The sequence below is a fragment of the Paenibacillus sp. strain BS8-2 genome, from assembly GCF_054483835.1.
Window position 1 is genome coordinate 5,236,873 of the sequence record NZ_CM137010.1, and the last position, 16,263, is coordinate 5,253,135.

Annotated in this window: 17 protein-coding genes; 2 read left to right on the top strand and 15 right to left on the bottom strand. The window is 50.5% G+C overall.

Features of this window, described 5'->3' with window-relative positions:
• Positions 1–204 precede the first annotated feature (204 nt).
• Complete coding sequence (locus ACX1C1_RS22915) at positions 205–1,542, bottom strand: PhoH family protein (protein WP_458954441.1); 1,338 nt, start codon at positions 1,540–1,542, stop codon at positions 205–207.
• Positions 1,543–1,672: 130 nt separating this feature from the next.
• Between ACX1C1_RS22915 and ACX1C1_RS22920 the strand changes: the two genes are divergently transcribed.
• The gene (locus tag ACX1C1_RS22920; RefSeq protein WP_458954442.1) at positions 1,673–2,233 is read left to right on the top strand and encodes a YhcN/YlaJ family sporulation lipoprotein; all 561 of its coding nucleotides are present in this window, start codon (positions 1,673–1,675) and stop codon (positions 2,231–2,233) included.
• 87 nt (positions 2,234–2,320) lie between these two features.
• Here the strand turns inward: ACX1C1_RS22920 and ACX1C1_RS22925 are convergent, their stop codons facing one another.
• From ACX1C1_RS22925 to ACX1C1_RS22955, 7 genes are all read right to left on the bottom strand, one after another.
• The gene (locus ACX1C1_RS22925) at positions 2,321–2,458 is read right to left on the bottom strand and encodes a hypothetical protein (protein WP_458954443.1); all 138 of its coding nucleotides are present in this window, start codon (positions 2,456–2,458) and stop codon (positions 2,321–2,323) included.
• An 87-nt stretch (positions 2,459–2,545) separates the two neighbouring features.
• Complete coding sequence (locus tag ACX1C1_RS22930) at positions 2,546–3,616, bottom strand: LCP family protein (RefSeq protein ID WP_458954444.1); 1,071 nt, start codon at positions 3,614–3,616, stop codon at positions 2,546–2,548.
• Positions 3,617–3,632: 16 nt separating this feature from the next.
• Complete coding sequence (locus ACX1C1_RS22935) at positions 3,633–3,905, bottom strand: hypothetical protein (protein ID WP_458954445.1); 273 nt, start codon at positions 3,903–3,905, stop codon at positions 3,633–3,635.
• 2 nt (positions 3,906–3,907) lie between these two features.
• Entirely contained in the window at positions 3,908–4,216 is a 309-nt protein-coding gene (locus ACX1C1_RS22940) for a YlaH-like family protein (protein WP_458954446.1), read from the bottom strand.
• 69 nt (positions 4,217–4,285) lie between these two features.
• Positions 4,286–6,127, bottom strand: a complete 1,842-nt coding sequence (gene typA / locus ACX1C1_RS22945; RefSeq protein ID WP_458954447.1) for a translational GTPase TypA — start codon at positions 6,125–6,127, stop codon at positions 4,286–4,288.
• Between the two features lie 54 nt (positions 6,128–6,181).
• Positions 6,182–6,664, bottom strand: a complete 483-nt coding sequence (locus ACX1C1_RS22950; RefSeq protein ID WP_458954448.1) for a hypothetical protein — start codon at positions 6,662–6,664, stop codon at positions 6,182–6,184.
• A gap of 261 nt (positions 6,665–6,925) precedes the next feature.
• Positions 6,926–7,588: a TerC family protein gene (locus ACX1C1_RS22955; protein WP_458954449.1), complete on the bottom strand. Its 663-nt coding sequence runs from the start codon at positions 7,586–7,588 to the stop codon at positions 6,926–6,928.
• Between the two features lie 141 nt (positions 7,589–7,729).
• On the opposite strand from ACX1C1_RS22955, the gene ACX1C1_RS22960 reads away from it, so the two are divergent.
• Positions 7,730–8,452 (top strand): TerC family protein, encoded by a 723-nt coding sequence (locus tag ACX1C1_RS22960; RefSeq protein WP_458954450.1) that lies wholly within the window; start codon positions 7,730–7,732, stop codon positions 8,450–8,452.
• Positions 8,453–8,469: 17 nt separating this feature from the next.
• On the opposite strand, the gene thiI is transcribed toward ACX1C1_RS22960, so the two are convergent.
• The 7 genes from thiI to ACX1C1_RS22995 all read right to left on the bottom strand — a co-directional run bounded on the left by thiI (position 8,470) and on the right by ACX1C1_RS22995 (position 16,242).
• Positions 8,470–9,690, bottom strand: coding sequence for a tRNA uracil 4-sulfurtransferase ThiI (gene thiI / locus ACX1C1_RS22965; RefSeq protein WP_458954451.1), 1,221 nt, complete (start codon positions 9,688–9,690; stop codon positions 8,470–8,472).
• A gap of 2 nt (positions 9,691–9,692) precedes the next feature.
• Entirely contained in the window at positions 9,693–10,847 is a 1,155-nt protein-coding gene (locus tag ACX1C1_RS22970; RefSeq protein WP_458954452.1) for a cysteine desulfurase family protein, read from the bottom strand.
• Positions 10,848–10,936: 89 nt separating this feature from the next.
• Positions 10,937–11,647 carry a lytic transglycosylase domain-containing protein gene (locus tag ACX1C1_RS22975; protein ID WP_458954453.1) on the bottom strand — a complete coding sequence of 237 codons (711 nt, stop codon included), beginning with the start codon at positions 11,645–11,647 and terminating at the stop codon, positions 10,937–10,939.
• An 80-nt stretch (positions 11,648–11,727) separates the two neighbouring features.
• On the bottom strand, positions 11,728–13,398 hold the full coding sequence (locus ACX1C1_RS22980; RefSeq protein ID WP_458954454.1) for a DUF2339 domain-containing protein: 1,671 nt from the start codon (positions 13,396–13,398) through the stop codon (positions 11,728–11,730).
• A complete protein-coding gene (locus tag ACX1C1_RS22985; protein WP_458954455.1) occupies positions 13,395–14,090 on the bottom strand; it encodes a YwaF family protein in 696 nt (231 codons plus the stop codon). The genes ACX1C1_RS22980 and ACX1C1_RS22985 overlap by 4 nt, the downstream gene beginning before the upstream one ends.
• 86 nt (positions 14,091–14,176) lie before the next feature.
• On the bottom strand, positions 14,177–14,857 hold the full coding sequence (locus ACX1C1_RS22990; RefSeq protein ID WP_458954456.1) for a LuxR C-terminal-related transcriptional regulator: 681 nt from the start codon (positions 14,855–14,857) through the stop codon (positions 14,177–14,179).
• On the bottom strand, positions 14,854–16,242 hold the full coding sequence (locus ACX1C1_RS22995) for a sensor histidine kinase (protein ID WP_458954457.1): 1,389 nt from the start codon (positions 16,240–16,242) through the stop codon (positions 14,854–14,856). Before ACX1C1_RS22995 ends, ACX1C1_RS22990 begins: the two co-directional genes overlap by 4 nt.
• Between the last annotated feature and the right edge of the window lie 21 nt (positions 16,243–16,263).

Sequence of the window (16,263 nt, forward strand, 5' to 3'; positions counted from 1 at the left end):
TCCTTTCCGCTTCGATACCTGATGCGTATAGGATAACAGCTATTCCCTTGTTTGTCCAAGAGAAACATGCGACATTTGTTTTGCCCCGCAATGGTCTCCGAACAAAAAGAAACTCTCACCGTTCGCAGCAAAGCCGTTTCAAAGGGCTCTTGGCGACTGGTGAAAGTCTCTTTTACATCTTATTGATCTATCTCTAGAATGAGATTAGAGCAGATCGGCCGCGTGCTGCGCAAGCTTGGAGCGTTCTCCCTTCTCGAGCGTGATATGACCGCTAATCCCCTCATATTTGAACTTCTCCACAATATGAGTCAATCCGTTGCTAAGCGAATCCAGATAAGGATGATCGATTTGACCAGGATCGCCCATCAGAACGATCTTACTGCCTTCTCCAACCCGCGAAACAATCGTTTTCACTTCATGTTTGGTCAAGTTCTGTGCCTCGTCGATAATAATAAATTGCCCTGGGATCGAGCGTCCGCGGATATACGTTAATGCCTCTACCTGAATGCTGCCCATCCCCATTAATATTTTATCGATATCTCCAGCCTTCTTAGTATCGAATAGATATTCGAGGTTATCATAGATCGGCTGCATCCATGGACGCAGCTTTTCCTCCTTTTCTCCAGGCAAGTAGCCGATATCCTTACCCATCGGGACTACAGGTCTTGCGATCAAAAGTTTTTTATATTTATGCTCATCCTCTACCTTTAGCAAGCCCGCAGCAAGCGCCAGGAGCGTCTTGCCGGTACCTGCCTTACCCGATAAAGTAACGAGCGGAATGTCGTCGTTGAGAAGCAACTCAAGCGCCATCCGCTGCTGTGCATTGCGTGCCGTAATGCCCCATATTGGATCATTGCTGAGAAAAAGAGGCTCCAGCTTTACGCCGTCGGAACTAACCTTGAGCAACGCGGACTTTGAGGTCCCCATTTCGTCACGCAGGATAACGAATTCATTGGGATTCAATTTCGTCTTTAGCTGCAAATGGTTTACGCCGAGAAAGCGATACGTATAAAACTCGTCAATGACTGACGGATGAACATATAACGTCAGGTAACCCATATATAGATCCGAATCTACGATATTCCGGTCGGATAGATAATCCTGCGCTTGCAATCCTAGAACATCAGCCTTAATTCGGACCAATACATCCTTGCTGACCAGCACGACATTGCGCCGTGTTTCTTCGGGCTCCTTATCCTGCTCCATTTGGTAATTAAGCGCGACGGCCAAGATTCGGTTATCGTTCGACATTTCTCCGAACATCTCTTGTACCCGCAAGAAGCTTCGATGGTTAAGCTCCACCTTCAGGAGCCCCCCGCCTGGCAATACGATACCCTCGTGCAGATGTCCTTCTTCACGCATTTGGTCAAGTAATCGGGAGACGGAACGAGCATTACGACCCAGCTCATCGGCTAGCCTTTTCTTGGAGTCCAGTTCCTCCAGAACGATCGCAGGGATGATGATCTCGTTATCATGGAACGCGAAGAGTGACTGCGGATCATGTAGCAACACATTGGTATCGAGCACGAATATTTTTTTCATGAGAACCCTCCCGGCGTCGGATATACATTTGTATACATAGCCTCAATTGGCAGCGGACAAACTACTGAACAAACGAGCTCGCGTGGGTGGCACGCGCGGGTACTCACACGAAACGAATGAGGTGGCTAACATGTACAAATGGATAACAGCAACGGTAGTTGTGTCGATCATCCTAATCTCAGGCTGCGGCACCGGCGTGCGTAATGAACCATCACCCTCTCCTATTGATAATGGATCCGTAAGAACCCAACAAAATAATGCCGGCAAAAAAATGATAACAGATTCTGCTGCGGTTGAAGCCCATCTGGAACAACTCGCAATGAACGTCGATGGCGTAAACAATGCGCATTGTGTCATTATCGGCAATACAGCCATTGTCGGCATTGACGTCGACGGAACACTGGAACGCTCGCGTGTCGGTGTGATCAAATATTCCGTCGCGGAAGCGTTCCGCAAAGATTCTTACGGCATTGATGCATTCGTGACTGCAGACCTTGACATCTCGAGCCGGCTTGCCGAAATCGGTCAAGACATTCGGCAAGGCAGACCGATCGCCGGGTTCGCGGAAGAGCTTGCCGATATGATGGGACGAATCATCCCGCAAGTACCAAGGGATGTCGCACCCGCCAACCCGGATCCGAATGCTCAACAGCATAAAGGTCGGCCGAACACAATGAACGGAGATCGTTAACAGGATTCAGCGGGCAACTTATTCACAGAAAAGGATGTAGAAATGGTAAAGCCCCGTAAAAGACGCAAAAAGCCTAGTGAATGTTCACTAGGCTTTCTTACATAAGGCGGACGCAGCACGTCCTGCCTTGTCCATTACGTTGATCGCAGGGATGGAATCGTCGATTCGGCGCATACGCCGAGCATTACTGAGTCGTGGGTCTACCACTTTTCTCTCTTCGGCCATCCGCACAACCTCCCTGGCATGGAATGTAGGTGAATAAGCTGCTGCTTAGCTCCTATTATAAGCTATCATATTAAGCTTAGTCTATGCTCATTCTCCCATTTTCTCTTGAAGGGCAGCACGCGCGTTCGCCAGACTGGTCTCATCCGTGTATACGTAAGGACTTCTCCACTCGCCTTCCAGCGCCATGAAGGTAATGTCATCGCTACGTACAGAGTGATATGTCTCAAGCATACGCGTAATTTCTTTGCTCGGCATATCCACCCTGATGTTGTCACTGATTGCCCCGATGACGGAACCAATCTTGGTTGCCCCGCCTAATGACATCAGCTTGTCGACGATTGCGCTAATCACTTCGCTTTGACGGCGATTGCGGTCGAAATCGCTGGACATGTTGCTTCCGTCATTGGACTTCCGATATCGGACAAAGTCCAGCGCCTCATCTCCATCCAGTGTCTTCACGCCAGGCTCTAGATCAATGTCGGTCCCGTCCGCGTTGTCTGTATATTTCATACGAATATCAACATTTACCTTAACGCCGCCGACAGCCTCCACAACGTCGCTGAAGCCTTTGAAATCAATGATGCCCGCATACTGAATATCAACGCCGAACAGTTTGCCTAATACGTCACGTACAGCCTTTTTACCCGCGATTTTGGCCTCTTCCGTCTCGGCTCCCTCACTTTTGGCTTCCGAGTAGAAGCTCGCGTAGAAGCTGTTCGCCTTCCGCGCCCGATAACCATCAACCTTTATGTATGTATCACGCGGAATCGTGACAACCGTCGCTTTCTTGGTCTCCGGATCAAATGCCGCAACCATCATCACATCGGTATTAAGCCCACCACCATGCTCGCGCGAATCCAGACCCATCAGCACCATCGCCACCGGCTTTTTCTTAACCGATTGCTCAACCGGCACAGGCTCGGTCTCACTATCGTTAATGCCTATCGTTTCGATGGCATCATTGGTTTTCAGCACAATATACCCTAGCGCAGCCGCAACTAGAATGAGCAGCCCCGCAAAGACGCCGAGAAAAATCGGGAGTGCGCGACTCCGCTTCTTGGCTTTCGGAGGCTTCGGTGCTTTGTCGCCCTTAGGTGGCTGCGTTTTCTTCGGTTGACTGCGCGACTCCGAACGTGGAGGCAAGGATGTTTGACTCATCAGTTCCACCTTCTCGTCAGTTGTATTTGGGATTCGAAATAATGTCGTGCAGAAGCGCTTCTCCAAGCTCACGAGGATATTGCTGAGTCAAAGTTTGGCCGTCCTTCTCGTAAGAAATGACGATCAGACCGCTGTCCTTCGACGCAATATGTACCTGACTTAGTCCAAGATCTTCGTGCAGGATCTCTTCAAAGAACGCCAGCGTTCGTACAGCCGCATCGTCCTCGGGACGCCCCTCGGACACGATCTTAATCTGGAGCCAGTTGAACAAGGCATCCTCCAGCCTCATTGTCACGACTCCGACTTGCTGGTTTCCACTTGCGGCGATCTGCCTTTTTTCCACTTATCATACAACTGTCTGCCGCGCAGCATGAGCATCATCACGACAGCAATCGCCATACACTGGATGATTGGCAGTTTGTCCACCTGCAGGATCATCAGAATACCAGATCCGAATGCCATCAGAAGATAAACAAGCACTTCTTTCAGAATAGGGAGTCTGCCGGCTTGCGGACGAAATACGGAATTAAAAATGTAGATGGTGAACGCCAAAATAACCAAATACGAAATCAGCTTATGTTCACTAAACCATTCTTGCATGGATTCAACCTCCTAATGTCACAAGGGGAGTCCGCTTGGCGGCGGACTCCCCGTTGTTAGGTTAATGGATTAGACGCCTGCTTGCGACATTTTGCGGTGTTTCTCAGCGCGTTCGCGCTCGCTCTTCACCAGTATCTTTTTGCGAAGACGAATCGATTTTGGAGTAATCTCGCAATATTCGTCGTCATTCAAATATTCAAGCGCCTGCTCCAAAGAGAAGATAACAGGTGTCTTCAGCTTAACGGTATCATCTTTACCTGCGGAACGAACGTTGGACAGCTGCTTCTCTTTACAGATGTTCACGATGATGTCGTTGTCGCGGTTATGCTCGCCGACGATCATGCCTTCATAGATTTCTGCGCCTGGCTCCAAGAAGAGCAAGCCGCGATCTTCAACGCCCATCATGCCGTAGAATGTGGAAACGCCGTTTTCACTTGCAACTAGAACGCCTTGATGGCGACCGCCAACTCCGGAGCCTGCAAGCGGACCATAGCTGTCGAACGCATGGTTCATGATGCCGTAGCCGCGTGTGAGCGTCAAGAAAGACGTCCGGTATCCGATCAGACCGCGTGCTGGAATAATGAACTCCAGACGTACTTGACCATTGCCGTTATTGATCATATTGACCATTTCAGCTTTACGCGTTCCTAGACTCTCCATAACAGAGCCCATGCTCTCTTCTGGAACGTCAATCAATAAGCGCTCGTATGGTTCTTGTTTGATGCCGTCGATTTCTTTAATGATTACTTCAGGTTTCGATACTTGAAGCTCATAACCTTCACGGCGCATGTTCTCGATCAGAATACCAAGATGAAGCTCACCACGACCTGATACGACAAATGCGTCCGGGCTTTCTGTCTCATCGACGCGAAGAGCTACATCCGTCTCAAGCTCTTTGAACAGACGCTCGCGCAGTTTACGGGATGTTACCCACTTGCCTTCGCGGCCTGCGAACGGGCTGTTGTTGACGAGGAATGTCATCTGCAGCGTAGGCTCGTCGATTTTCAGTACAGGCAACGCTTCAGGATTCTGTGGATCAGCAATCGTCTCACCGATGTTGATCTCGCGGATACCAGCGATTGCAACGATGTCTCCTGCGCCTGCTTCCGGAATTTCGATACGCTTCAGACCTTGGAATCCGAACAGCTTCTCAATGCGAGCTTGTTTCGTCTTGCCGTCGTGATCGATGACAGCTACTGGCTGTCCTTGTTTGATCGTACCGCGGTTTACACGGCCGATAGCAATACGGCCAAGGTATTCGTTATAGTCAAGCAACGTTACCAAGAATTGAAGCGGATCAACCGTGCTTTCAGTCGGAGACGGGATATGGCTGACAATTGTTTCGTACAAAGCTTGCATGTTGTCGTCCTGCTTCTCCGGATCAAGGCTGGATGTACCCATCAGAGCGGATGCGAACACAACCGGGAATTCCAGCTGATCGTCATTAGCGCCCAGCTCGATGAACAGATCAAGCACTTCGTCAATTACTTCGTTCGGTCTAGCATTCGGACGGTCGATCTTGTTAACTACTACGATTGGCGTCAGTTGATGCTCGAGCGCTTTACGAAGGACGAACTTCGTCTGAGGCATACAGCCTTCGAATGCGTCAACGACAAGCAATACTCCATCAACCATCTTCATGATCCGCTCAACTTCGCCGCCGAAGTCGGCATGGCCTGGCGTATCTACGATATTGATCAAGTAGTTCATGTAGTTGATTGCTGTGTTCTTGGCAAGAATCGTAATGCCGCGTTCGCGTTCCAGATCGTTGGAGTCCATCGCACGCTCTTGAACGGCTTCGTGTTCTCTGAATGTGCCTGACTGTTGAAGCAGCTTGTCAACCAATGTTGTTTTGCCATGGTCGACGTGCGCGATGATGGCGATGTTGCGTAAGTTCTCTCTTGCTTGCATAAGAATTGATCCACTCCACTTTTTTTATTTGCTTTATCTTGCCCGCGTTTGCACTTACCAACGCTTGCGTGAGCCAAACATCATCCATGCACCAGCCGCAATTAGCGCTGCAGCAACCAGGAATATCCCCCAGCTCCAGAGCAGAATCAGGACGAGGACAACGATGGATGCAATGCCGATTACGAGCGCAGCCGTAAATGCGGTGCGCGGTACATTGCTTCCGAACATGTAGTATTCGTACAAGCCGGCGGCGACCCCGAATAGAAACATCGGCCACAGATACTTCAGACTTTCCCAACCGGCGATGTTGCAAACGATAAACAGCAATGCGTATACAACGAGCATTCCGCCGGGTACCAGCGCGACAGCTGGAACGATTCTGCCGAAATAAAGCACATGCAGCAGCACGCCCGGGATCAATACGAGCAACGGCCAGAATATGGCTCCTAGAAAACCGAAGACTCCGACCTTGCCCAATAAAATAATGACCCCGGCTAACAGCAAAATAATTCCAGCGGAATATTTGTTAGATGGCATAAACATTTCCGCTCCTTACAACATCAATCGTATAGATAGACGAAAGACGGCGAATTTTATCTATATTAGTTTATAGGAACTGAGCCAAAAAAACCAGTATGAAGAGTTGCCAACGAAAAAAAATTGTCGTCGAGCATCAAAAACCATGTCAAATACAACTGAAAAAAGGAGAAACGGTTACGCCTTCCTTTGGCTGCGAGGCGTGTTTCATGCAAAACCGCCAGATTCACTTAGAAATCTGGCGGTCAAGAAATTCCAATATTAAGTTGTTGGCTTACGCTTCAAGACAGCCAATGCAATAACAAGAGGTACGCATAACAGCGGAATAAGCTCTGACAACATCTTGGAGTGATGGAAGATCACCGTATTCATTCCTGGATCCTTCATCAGCATCTCACCTGCCGCATACGCGAGCAAAGCAGCACCGATGTACCCTAGAGCCGGCAGCTTCTGAAGCAATGTGCCAAGCACCTGACTACCCCAGACAATCATGGGAATACTCAGTGCGATCCCCAGCAGAACCAGCACGAGATCGCCGTCCGCAACTGCCGCTATGGCGAGCACGTTATCGAGACTCATAATAAAATCCGCCGTTACAATGGTCCAGATCGCATGTCCAAGCGTAGTAGCCCGCTTCACCCTTGGATCGCCGTGCTCTCCGCCGGTCCCCTGCAGCAGCTTGATAGCGATGTAGAGAAGCAGGAAAGCTCCTGCGGCTTGGAGGAACGGAACTTGCAGCAGCTGAAGCGCTACAACCGTCAGGAGGCAGCGCAGCGCAACAGCAGCGAACGCTCCCCACCATATCGCGCGTTTCCTTTGGGCGGTTGGGAGATGCTGGCTGGCCATTGCAATGACGATCGCATTATCTCCGCTTAACAATACATTAATTAAGACGATCTGTAGAAAAATAAGTGTGCTGTCCACGAGAACACTCCCCCTCTTAACAGAGGTATGTCCAAGCTGTGGGGAATATGTCCAAAAAATATTGTCACCCATCTTCACGAATGAGCGTATTTGATGTAGACTTCATAATGCAAAGCTTATCGGAAAGGAGGAATTTTCAAAATGGATTTTTTCTCGGTCGAGTTTTTCACCGCATTAATGACCATCGTTTTCATCGACCTCATATTGGCCGGGGATAACGCTATTGTCATAGGACTTGCGGCCGCCAAGCTTCCCAAGAACCAGCAGAAGCAAGCCATTATCTGGGGAACGGTAGGTGCGGTGGGCATCCGCGTCATCGCGACGGTACTAGTCGTTTATCTGCTCGACGTTCCTTGGCTCAACCTGGCCGGCGGATTATTGCTGGTATGGATCGCGTACAAGCTGCTCGTGCAGGAAGAAAGCCATGATAACATCAAGGCGGGCAACACGCTCTGGCAGTCGATCCGCACGATCATCATTGCCGACGCGGCAATGGGCATCGACAACGTTATCGCTGTCGCGGGCGCCGCGAAAGGCACTGGACACGGCGATCACGAGCTAGTCCTCGTTATACTCGGTCTGCTGATCAGCATTCCGGTCGTCGTATGGGGCAGCACGTTGTTCATCAAGCTGATCAACAAATACGGTTGGATCGTCTACATCGGTTCAGCAGTCCTTGCTTATACAGCAGCCAAGATGATTACACATGAGAAGAAGTTTGACGGCTTCTTGGAAGACAACAAAGCGATTTATTGGTCGTTTATCCTCGTAGTGGTCATCCTAACCGTACTCGGTGGATACTTAACTAACAAACGTAATCAAGCGAAGATAGCTAAGAAACAAGAAAGCAGCGGAGCCCATTAGGGTTCGCTGCTTTTTTGTTAGAACCAGTCATCTTCACTCGTTTTGTCCGGAACAGCCGCAGTGCCTGGATATAGCTTCAGCACTTCCGTATCCCTTACCGCGACATCGATCATTGCATCCAGTCCGCTCAATCCAGCTTCTGTACGTTCAACCACTCGCAAATTCGGATTAATGCTTGGCGACTTCGGAAGGAACAAGGTGCAGCAATCCTCGAATGGCAAGATCGAGGTTTCGTACGTACCGATCCGCTTCGCAATGTCGATGATTTCCTGCTTGTCCATCATGATCAACGGCTTGATCAATGGCAGTTTCGCCGCACGACCAATCACATTCATGCTCGCTAATGTCTGACTGGCGACTTGACCAAGGCTCTCCCCTGTCACGATGCCGCCGCCACCGTTCTGTTCTGCTAACCGCTCAGTAATACGCAGCATGATTCTTCGCATTAACGTAATAATAAGCGGATCCTGACCGGCCTGTGCGAGTTTCGTCTGGATCTCGGTGAATGGAACCAGATGCAACTTCATGTGTACGCCGCTGAAATAAGTCAGTCTGCGAGCAAGCTCCACGACCTTATCCTTCGCCTGTTCGCTGGTAAACGGGTAGCTATGGAAATGAACCGCCTCCAGCTCCAGCCCCTTGCGCATCGCCATCCAGCCCGCAACCGGACTGTCAATTCCTCCGGATAACAGCAGCATCGCCTTGCCATTAGACCCGAATGGAAAACCGCCTACGGCAGGAACAACCTCGCAGAATACGTATGTGGATTCCTCTTGGATGTCTACCTTCAATTCGACCTCCGGATTGCGTACATCTACGCTCAGCTCAGGAAATGCTCTCAGAATATGCCCCCCGACTAAATGGTTCATCTCATGCGAGTTGTGCGGAAACCCTTTCCACGCGCGCTTGACACTTACTTTGAACGTTTTGGGCGGCTTCGGGAGCGCGTTCATTACGGTCATCGCTGCCTCGCGGATAGCTTCGAGATCTGTTACTGAACTCCTTACTGGACTGAGGGAAACCAGTCCGAACAGCTCCTTAAGACGAGCCGCGATCGGTTCCCACGGAAGTCCATTCAGCTTGACGTACAATCTACCGAATGTTTTCCAATATGTGACTTCCTCATACCCCGACAAAGCGTTTTTCACTTGCTGCAGCATCTTTTTCTCGAATTGGTTCCGGTTTCTGCCTTTCATCGTCAAGTCACCGTACCGTAATACTATTTGATCGAATATCAACGTTATGTGCTCCTCTCAAGCGGCTTCAATTGCTTGATTATATCATTTAATGCGCCAATGAGCAGATCAATATCCGCTTCCCGGTGTTCATCGCCAAAGCTGATTCGCAGACCTCCAGACGCTACGGGCCCGCTTGCCCCCATGGCCAGCAGCACTCGGCTCGGTTTGTTATCCTTCGAGGAGCATGCCGATTGTGTTGACGCAATGATTCCGTGCTGCTCCAACATATGCAGAATCACTTCAGGTTTCATGCCGGCATAGGAGAAATGAACGATATGCGGGGCAAGCGGCCCGCTGCCGTTAAGCGACAGTTCGGGTACTAGTTCCACGTATGCTCTGAGCTTGTCGCGAAGCATTATCATCTTCTGTGCTCTTGATGCAATACTTCCCACAGCGAGTCTGATCGCTTTCGCAGATGCGACAATACCTGCTACGTTCTCGGTTCCAGCACGCATACCTTTCTCATGTGACCCTCCGGATGCCAGCGAATATAGCTGTACCCCGTCGCGAACGTATAACATTCCTACACCGCGTGTCCCCCCGAATTTGTGCGCAGATGCTGACAACAGGTCGATTCCCGAACCTTCGATATCGATGGCAATCTTGCCAAGGCTTTGCACGGCATCGACATGGAAGAACACTTTGGGGTACCCGCGCAGCAACTCTCCAATCTCGCGAATTGGCTGTATGGTTCCAACCTCATTATTGACATGCATCACGCTTACGAGCACCGTGTCATCCGTCAACGCAGCTTGTACGTCTTGAACACGAACATGACCGGAGCGGGTAACAGGAAGAAATGTAACGCGAAAGCCTTCTCCCTCCAGCTGTTTGACTGCCTCAAGGACGGATGAATGTTCAATGCCGGTTGTCACGATATGTTTGCCGCGGTCTCGATATTGATGCGCAATCCCTTTGATCGCCAGGTTATTGGATTCCGTCCCGCCTGATGTGAACAGCCAGCTTCCCCCGTTTGTCCCCAGCTGAGCGGAAACCTGCGCTCGCGCTCGTTCAAGCAGCTTCGCCGCCTCCGCTCCTAAGCCGTGCAAGGAGGATGGATTAGCGTATACCTTAAGCATCACTTCCATCGCCGTACGCGCCACTTCTTCGTAGGGGGGCGTTGATGCGCAATGGTCAAAATAAATGACTTCCTTCATAAATCATCAGCCTCCTGCTTCATGAGAAAGGGGATCCGCGTTCCTCCCGATATCTCGACCGGTAGGAAACGTGATCCCCGAATACGTTTCTAAAGCTTTGCTCCCTGCACCTTTGTTACGTAACGCTGCGTCTCCTCAGGCAGCTCCGACAATCTGGCTAACAGCTCCTCATTGGTCCGGATGCCCAGTCTGTCGATACGACCTGGACCTGCATTATAGGCTGCGAGAGCAACCGCTTCGTGGCCGTTGTACTTACGCAGCAGCAGCGATAAGTATCGCGTGCCTCCCTCGATGTTCTGCACCGGATCAAAGGAGTCCGTCACGCCCAAACCTCTAGCTGTTCCGTCCATCAGCTGCATGAGCCCTTTGGCTCCCGCATGTGATTCGGCTAGCGGTCGGAAGCCCGACTCCGTAGCGATAACCGCTTCGATCAAAGCACTGTCTACGCCATACTTCGCAGATGCCTCGGCAATGATGCCGGCAAAAGGAGCGGCTGCGCCCGAGAAGTTGTAGTCGCTAGTCAACGCGCCATGCTCTGTCTCGGTCCCATTGCCGTTCATGATGCCGAAGGATGCAACCTGTGCCCACAATTGATCTGACCATACTGGAGAACCTGTGCCCTCGCTCACTCCCGATGCGGTCGTGTCGCTTGTGCCCATTTGGGCGGATAGAATCGTATCGAATAAGGAAGAGCTCTCTTCGCTCTGACTTGCGGATTTCTTGGCGACAGAGCCGAAGTTTAATGCTGGCGCAAGCTGTGCCTGTATCAAAGATTTTAACGTTCTGGGATCTATACTCACGGTTATTGCCCCCTAATAAGTCTTCACACTGGTACATGAGTATTATCGGTTTCCATTGTACATGTTTTTAGCCTAATCTGCTACCTCTGTCCATCTTCTTGATTAATGGCATTGTTCGACTCCGCCGCCTCGTTTACTTGATGTGCAACAGGATCGCCATTATTGGATGTTTCGCTGACTTCCGTGGCGGTAATTTCTGCCCCCTCTGATTTCCACTTCCCATTAATCCATGTAATGGCGAACGAAATTCCGCCAAGTACCAATAACATCGCTGCTTTGTATAGAGCGTCATGTCCATCGAGATCCAAGAATATCGCTTTAACGGCTACTGCCAATAAAACGATCGAGCCGAATATGCGGAACGTGCGCTCCCGATAATAAGCTCCCCACAGAATAAGCAATAGCGCATAACAGCCCCACACGAGCGATAATGTCAGGTCCTTGTACACTCCTGGTGAATTCGGTACATATTCCGTAAAAATATTTTGAATTTGTCTCGTCATCAATCCGCCGACAATCAGATGGGACAGCAGTGCGAAGATTCGAGAAAGCACCTTGCTCATCATGTCCGTGGCTCCCGGAAGTCTTAGCGATCTCGAATAGTAGAAGCCTAGAGCGGCAAGTGCAATCCAAGCCATCGCACCCCAGTTCAGGAACGGAATGTAGACGCCGAACCATTCGCCGCGAGTAGTCGTCCAAGTTACCGCGTACCAGTATACGCCAAGGTATAACCAGACAATTGATGCGATCAGAACAGCTGCGTACCACCGTTTGAAATGACCAATGCCGGTAAGCAGCGCGATATAACCGATCCACATCAGAACATTAAAGAGGACACCTTCGCCAAGACTGTTAAGCGACATAAGCAATAGGAGCGCTCCAGCCAGCATAAAGGTTGCAGACGGAACGGACATGCCCCGACCCAAGCGATAAGCGACGAATCCTGAGACAGCGTAGATCGAACCCATGCCAGCAATGATGTAGCCATAGGATACTTCGCCTTGCCAGATGAATTGCGCCCATACACCAAAGAGCAGCCCATTAAGCACATTCAAATATAAATCGACACCGTCGAAACTCATCTTGCTCTTCCACGAGGCGAAAAGCAGTGCAAATGTATAGAACAAATAGGCAGCAATCGCATAGCGGATCGGCATATTCCAAAGTCCTTCAGTAGGTGGAGCGAAGTGCACGTAATACACCGTATACAGCAGCCATGTTCCGGCAAATGCGGCAATTCGCAGCTCGATCCATTCTTTGGCGATGCTTAGATAAAAGAATGCAACGTTGATTACCAGTGCATACAGGAACAAAGTGAACACGGAATCCCAATCCGGGCGGAGCAGCAACGGCGCCAGAAGCCCTCCCGCAAGTGCAATGTTGGTCAGCATACGCGAGCTGAACCGGTGTGCATATGCCAGCAGACCTGCTGTAACAGCCGTCATACCGAGCAAAACTAATGTTGGCTCCCACATGTTGTACAAGATGCCGGCGAACGAAAATGTCGCATATAAGACACATGCTCCGATACCGAGCAAGATTTGACCCGTTAGCGCAAGCTTTGGCTTGATTGTTGTCAGCCGTCCGCCGCCGATTGCAAAGGCAATACCTGCAGCAAGACCGATGCCGACCTTCATTTCCTCTGTGATCCAGCTCTTGTCGACGGTGTATTGGAACAATGTAATAAACGCGCTAATAACGAACAATGCTCCAAGCAGCGACGTCCAGTGATTTTTTATCATATCCTTCATTTCGATTGCCTCCTGTATGTCCAGTGGACCAAATGGATAATGCCATACATCATGAAACACAATACAACTGCCACCAGCTCAAGCTGTAGAAGATACCACGGCCACGGTGCAAGAGCATCGAGCAGCGAAGCGGATGCCGGTTTGCGCGCCAGAAACATAAAGTTGGTTGACCCCGTCAAGACATTCGTGATCGCAGCCGGTATGGCCAGCACATGAAGCCATATTAATGCTAAGATTGTGTCTCTTAGCGTTGGGCGATAACGTTCTACCGTGATACAGTAGAGTGCAGCCATCATAATGCCGATATGGGCGATGAAGAAATGAAAATATCGAAATTCTGGGAACGGCTCCGACAGATTCGGTGTAATCATCGCCTGCATGGCTCCTAATACGCCGAGAAATACGATGACCGGGTACAATGGCTTGCTGGCATGCAACAACATCACTGCCGCTATGAGCAGCGTCATACTGCAAAGCTGGAACGGCAGCGAAGATATACCCCAATCATTATCGAGCACATAGGACAGCTGAAGCGTTGTTTCACATGCGATCAGAACAGCGGCTAGAATGGTCCGGAATCGTCTTCCTGCTTGTCGTTCCCTCAGCTTCCTCCTGTTCACTACTACAGCGGTCATGGCCGCCAGCATCACAGCAAGCGCAGCCAAGTGCGAAGCGGAAAACATCTCGAACATCTATTGCACCGCCTTTCATTTCATTTGTTTGTTAAGAAAATCTTACCTTTTTGGCACAAAAAAAATAGTACCAACTATTTGTGGTACTACTCTCCGTCTTTATGAGGGTCCAGTAAACCCAGCTCCTTCGCCTTTCCTGCCGCTTCCTTTGAGCTATCTGCACCGAGCTTGCGCAGGATATTACCCACATGATTTTTGACCGTGCGCAGTGTGATGAACAGCTTCCCCGCGATCTGAGGCTGCGAATATCCCCGATCGATCAAGCCAAGCAGCTGCAGCTCAGAAGGGGTGATCAGATCTGCAACCTTCTTCGCTTCAAACTCCTTCTCCACTAATTTGAGACGTCGAAACTCCTCTCTCAGCTGAGCCGCCGCTGTCGCGCTAATCGGCGATTGTTTCGCGTAAGCCCCCCTGATGGCATCCGGCAATGCTTCAAAGCCCGACTTTAGCTGATAGTCGATCGCTCCTGCCTGGAACGCCCGTAGAATAAGCTCCTTCTCCTCCATGGAGGTTAACATAATGATTCGTGCGCCCGTCGTAAGCGCAGTCTCTTCGGCAAGCTTGATCCCTTCGGGTCTGCCATCGATCATAATGTCCATCAAGACAACATCGGCACTTTGCTCGGGGCCTGCCTCCGCTATCGCCGATCTCAGCTCATTGCCGTTCGTTGCGGTCCATGCCATAGTCAAATCCCACTGCGACCCCAAATAATCCGCCAGCCCACGTAGCCAATCGGGATCATCCTCAAGCAATCCAACCCGAATCATATCCTTGTCCCTCCTGATATTCGCTCAGCCTGAATCGCTCGTTTCGGGAGCGACAGGTAGAATGCAGCTCCTTCGCCCTCACGGCTACGCACGCTTAAGCTCCCTTTATGTTTGCGCATGACATGCATGGCATAAGGCAGACCAAGTCCGAAATTCCCGCTGCCGGGTTTCGTTGTATAGAACGGCTCGAACATTTGGCTTTTCTGTTCCCGTGTTATCCCCGGTCCGTTATCTGCAATCTCAATAACCAGATCGCTCTTGTGAGCCGTGAGCTCCACGCGCAATACTCCGACATCGCTTTTGGACAAAGCTTCGATCCCGTTCATCGCGATATTAGTGAATGCTTCGAGCAGCTGCGCCTTGTCGACGTTGCAGATCCATCCCTCTGCCAGATTTGTCTCCAATCTGACTGCGCCTCCAGCCGGCTTCAATTGTTCTACCCCTTCGCGAAGCAGAGCAGCTAGCTCGATACGCTCGGGACGGATCTCCATATCTTCCGTTCGCCGATGCACGCGCCGTACCATCTCTTCCATATGACGAGAAGCAGACAACACCGCTTCTACGTCCTGTAGAAGCTCTTTCTGCTCCGTTGCGACGGCATAGCGCTTCATCTTCTCGCCGAAGAGCCTTAGCTTGCCAGCATCATTTTTGATTGCGTGATTAAGCATGGCAGTACCAGATGTTACTGCCCTCAAGGTGGAATCATAGCGTTTGCGCTGAATCATGACACGAACGCCCATAAACCCGTATGTAAACAATCCGATTACGAAAACCGACGCGCCTAGCAGCACAAGCCAAGTATTATATACCCACATTCGAAGCATGCCAAAGCTCGGCAATATGTAATTCATACACATACAGAACAACATCGGGGGTAACGTCGCGCATATGACGATCCAGTGCGTGCGCGCATACGCCGATGGAGGTACACGCTTCGCCAGCACCAATACTGCGCCTGCCAGAATGTATGGTACCGCCCACCACACCACAACCTTATAGCTAATGGGATACGCTGTTGTGTAATATGGCGTGAGCAGCACGCACATCACAATCGGGAGCAATAGCACAAGGGGCAACGTTCGAGTTAGCGACGAATTCATTCGGATGCCGTTATATGCGATTGCGAACAATAAGAAGAAATACGGTATGCCGTAATACGAGGATAAAGATGATAACGCTTGCAATTCATACAGAATACGTTGTGTCGCGATTCCCGCCCCGTTCTGCGTTGCCTGTGGAAGCCACTCCAAATCAATCATCGCGGCAAGTGCCCCTGATCCGCCGGTGAACGCAAGCGCGCCGAGTCTGCGATTAACCGCAGAGCTCGGCTCCGATACCCATACAATCGCCGCTATGCTCCATAAGGCAATTAACACAAATAGCATCGTAACGCTCCTTCGACTAGA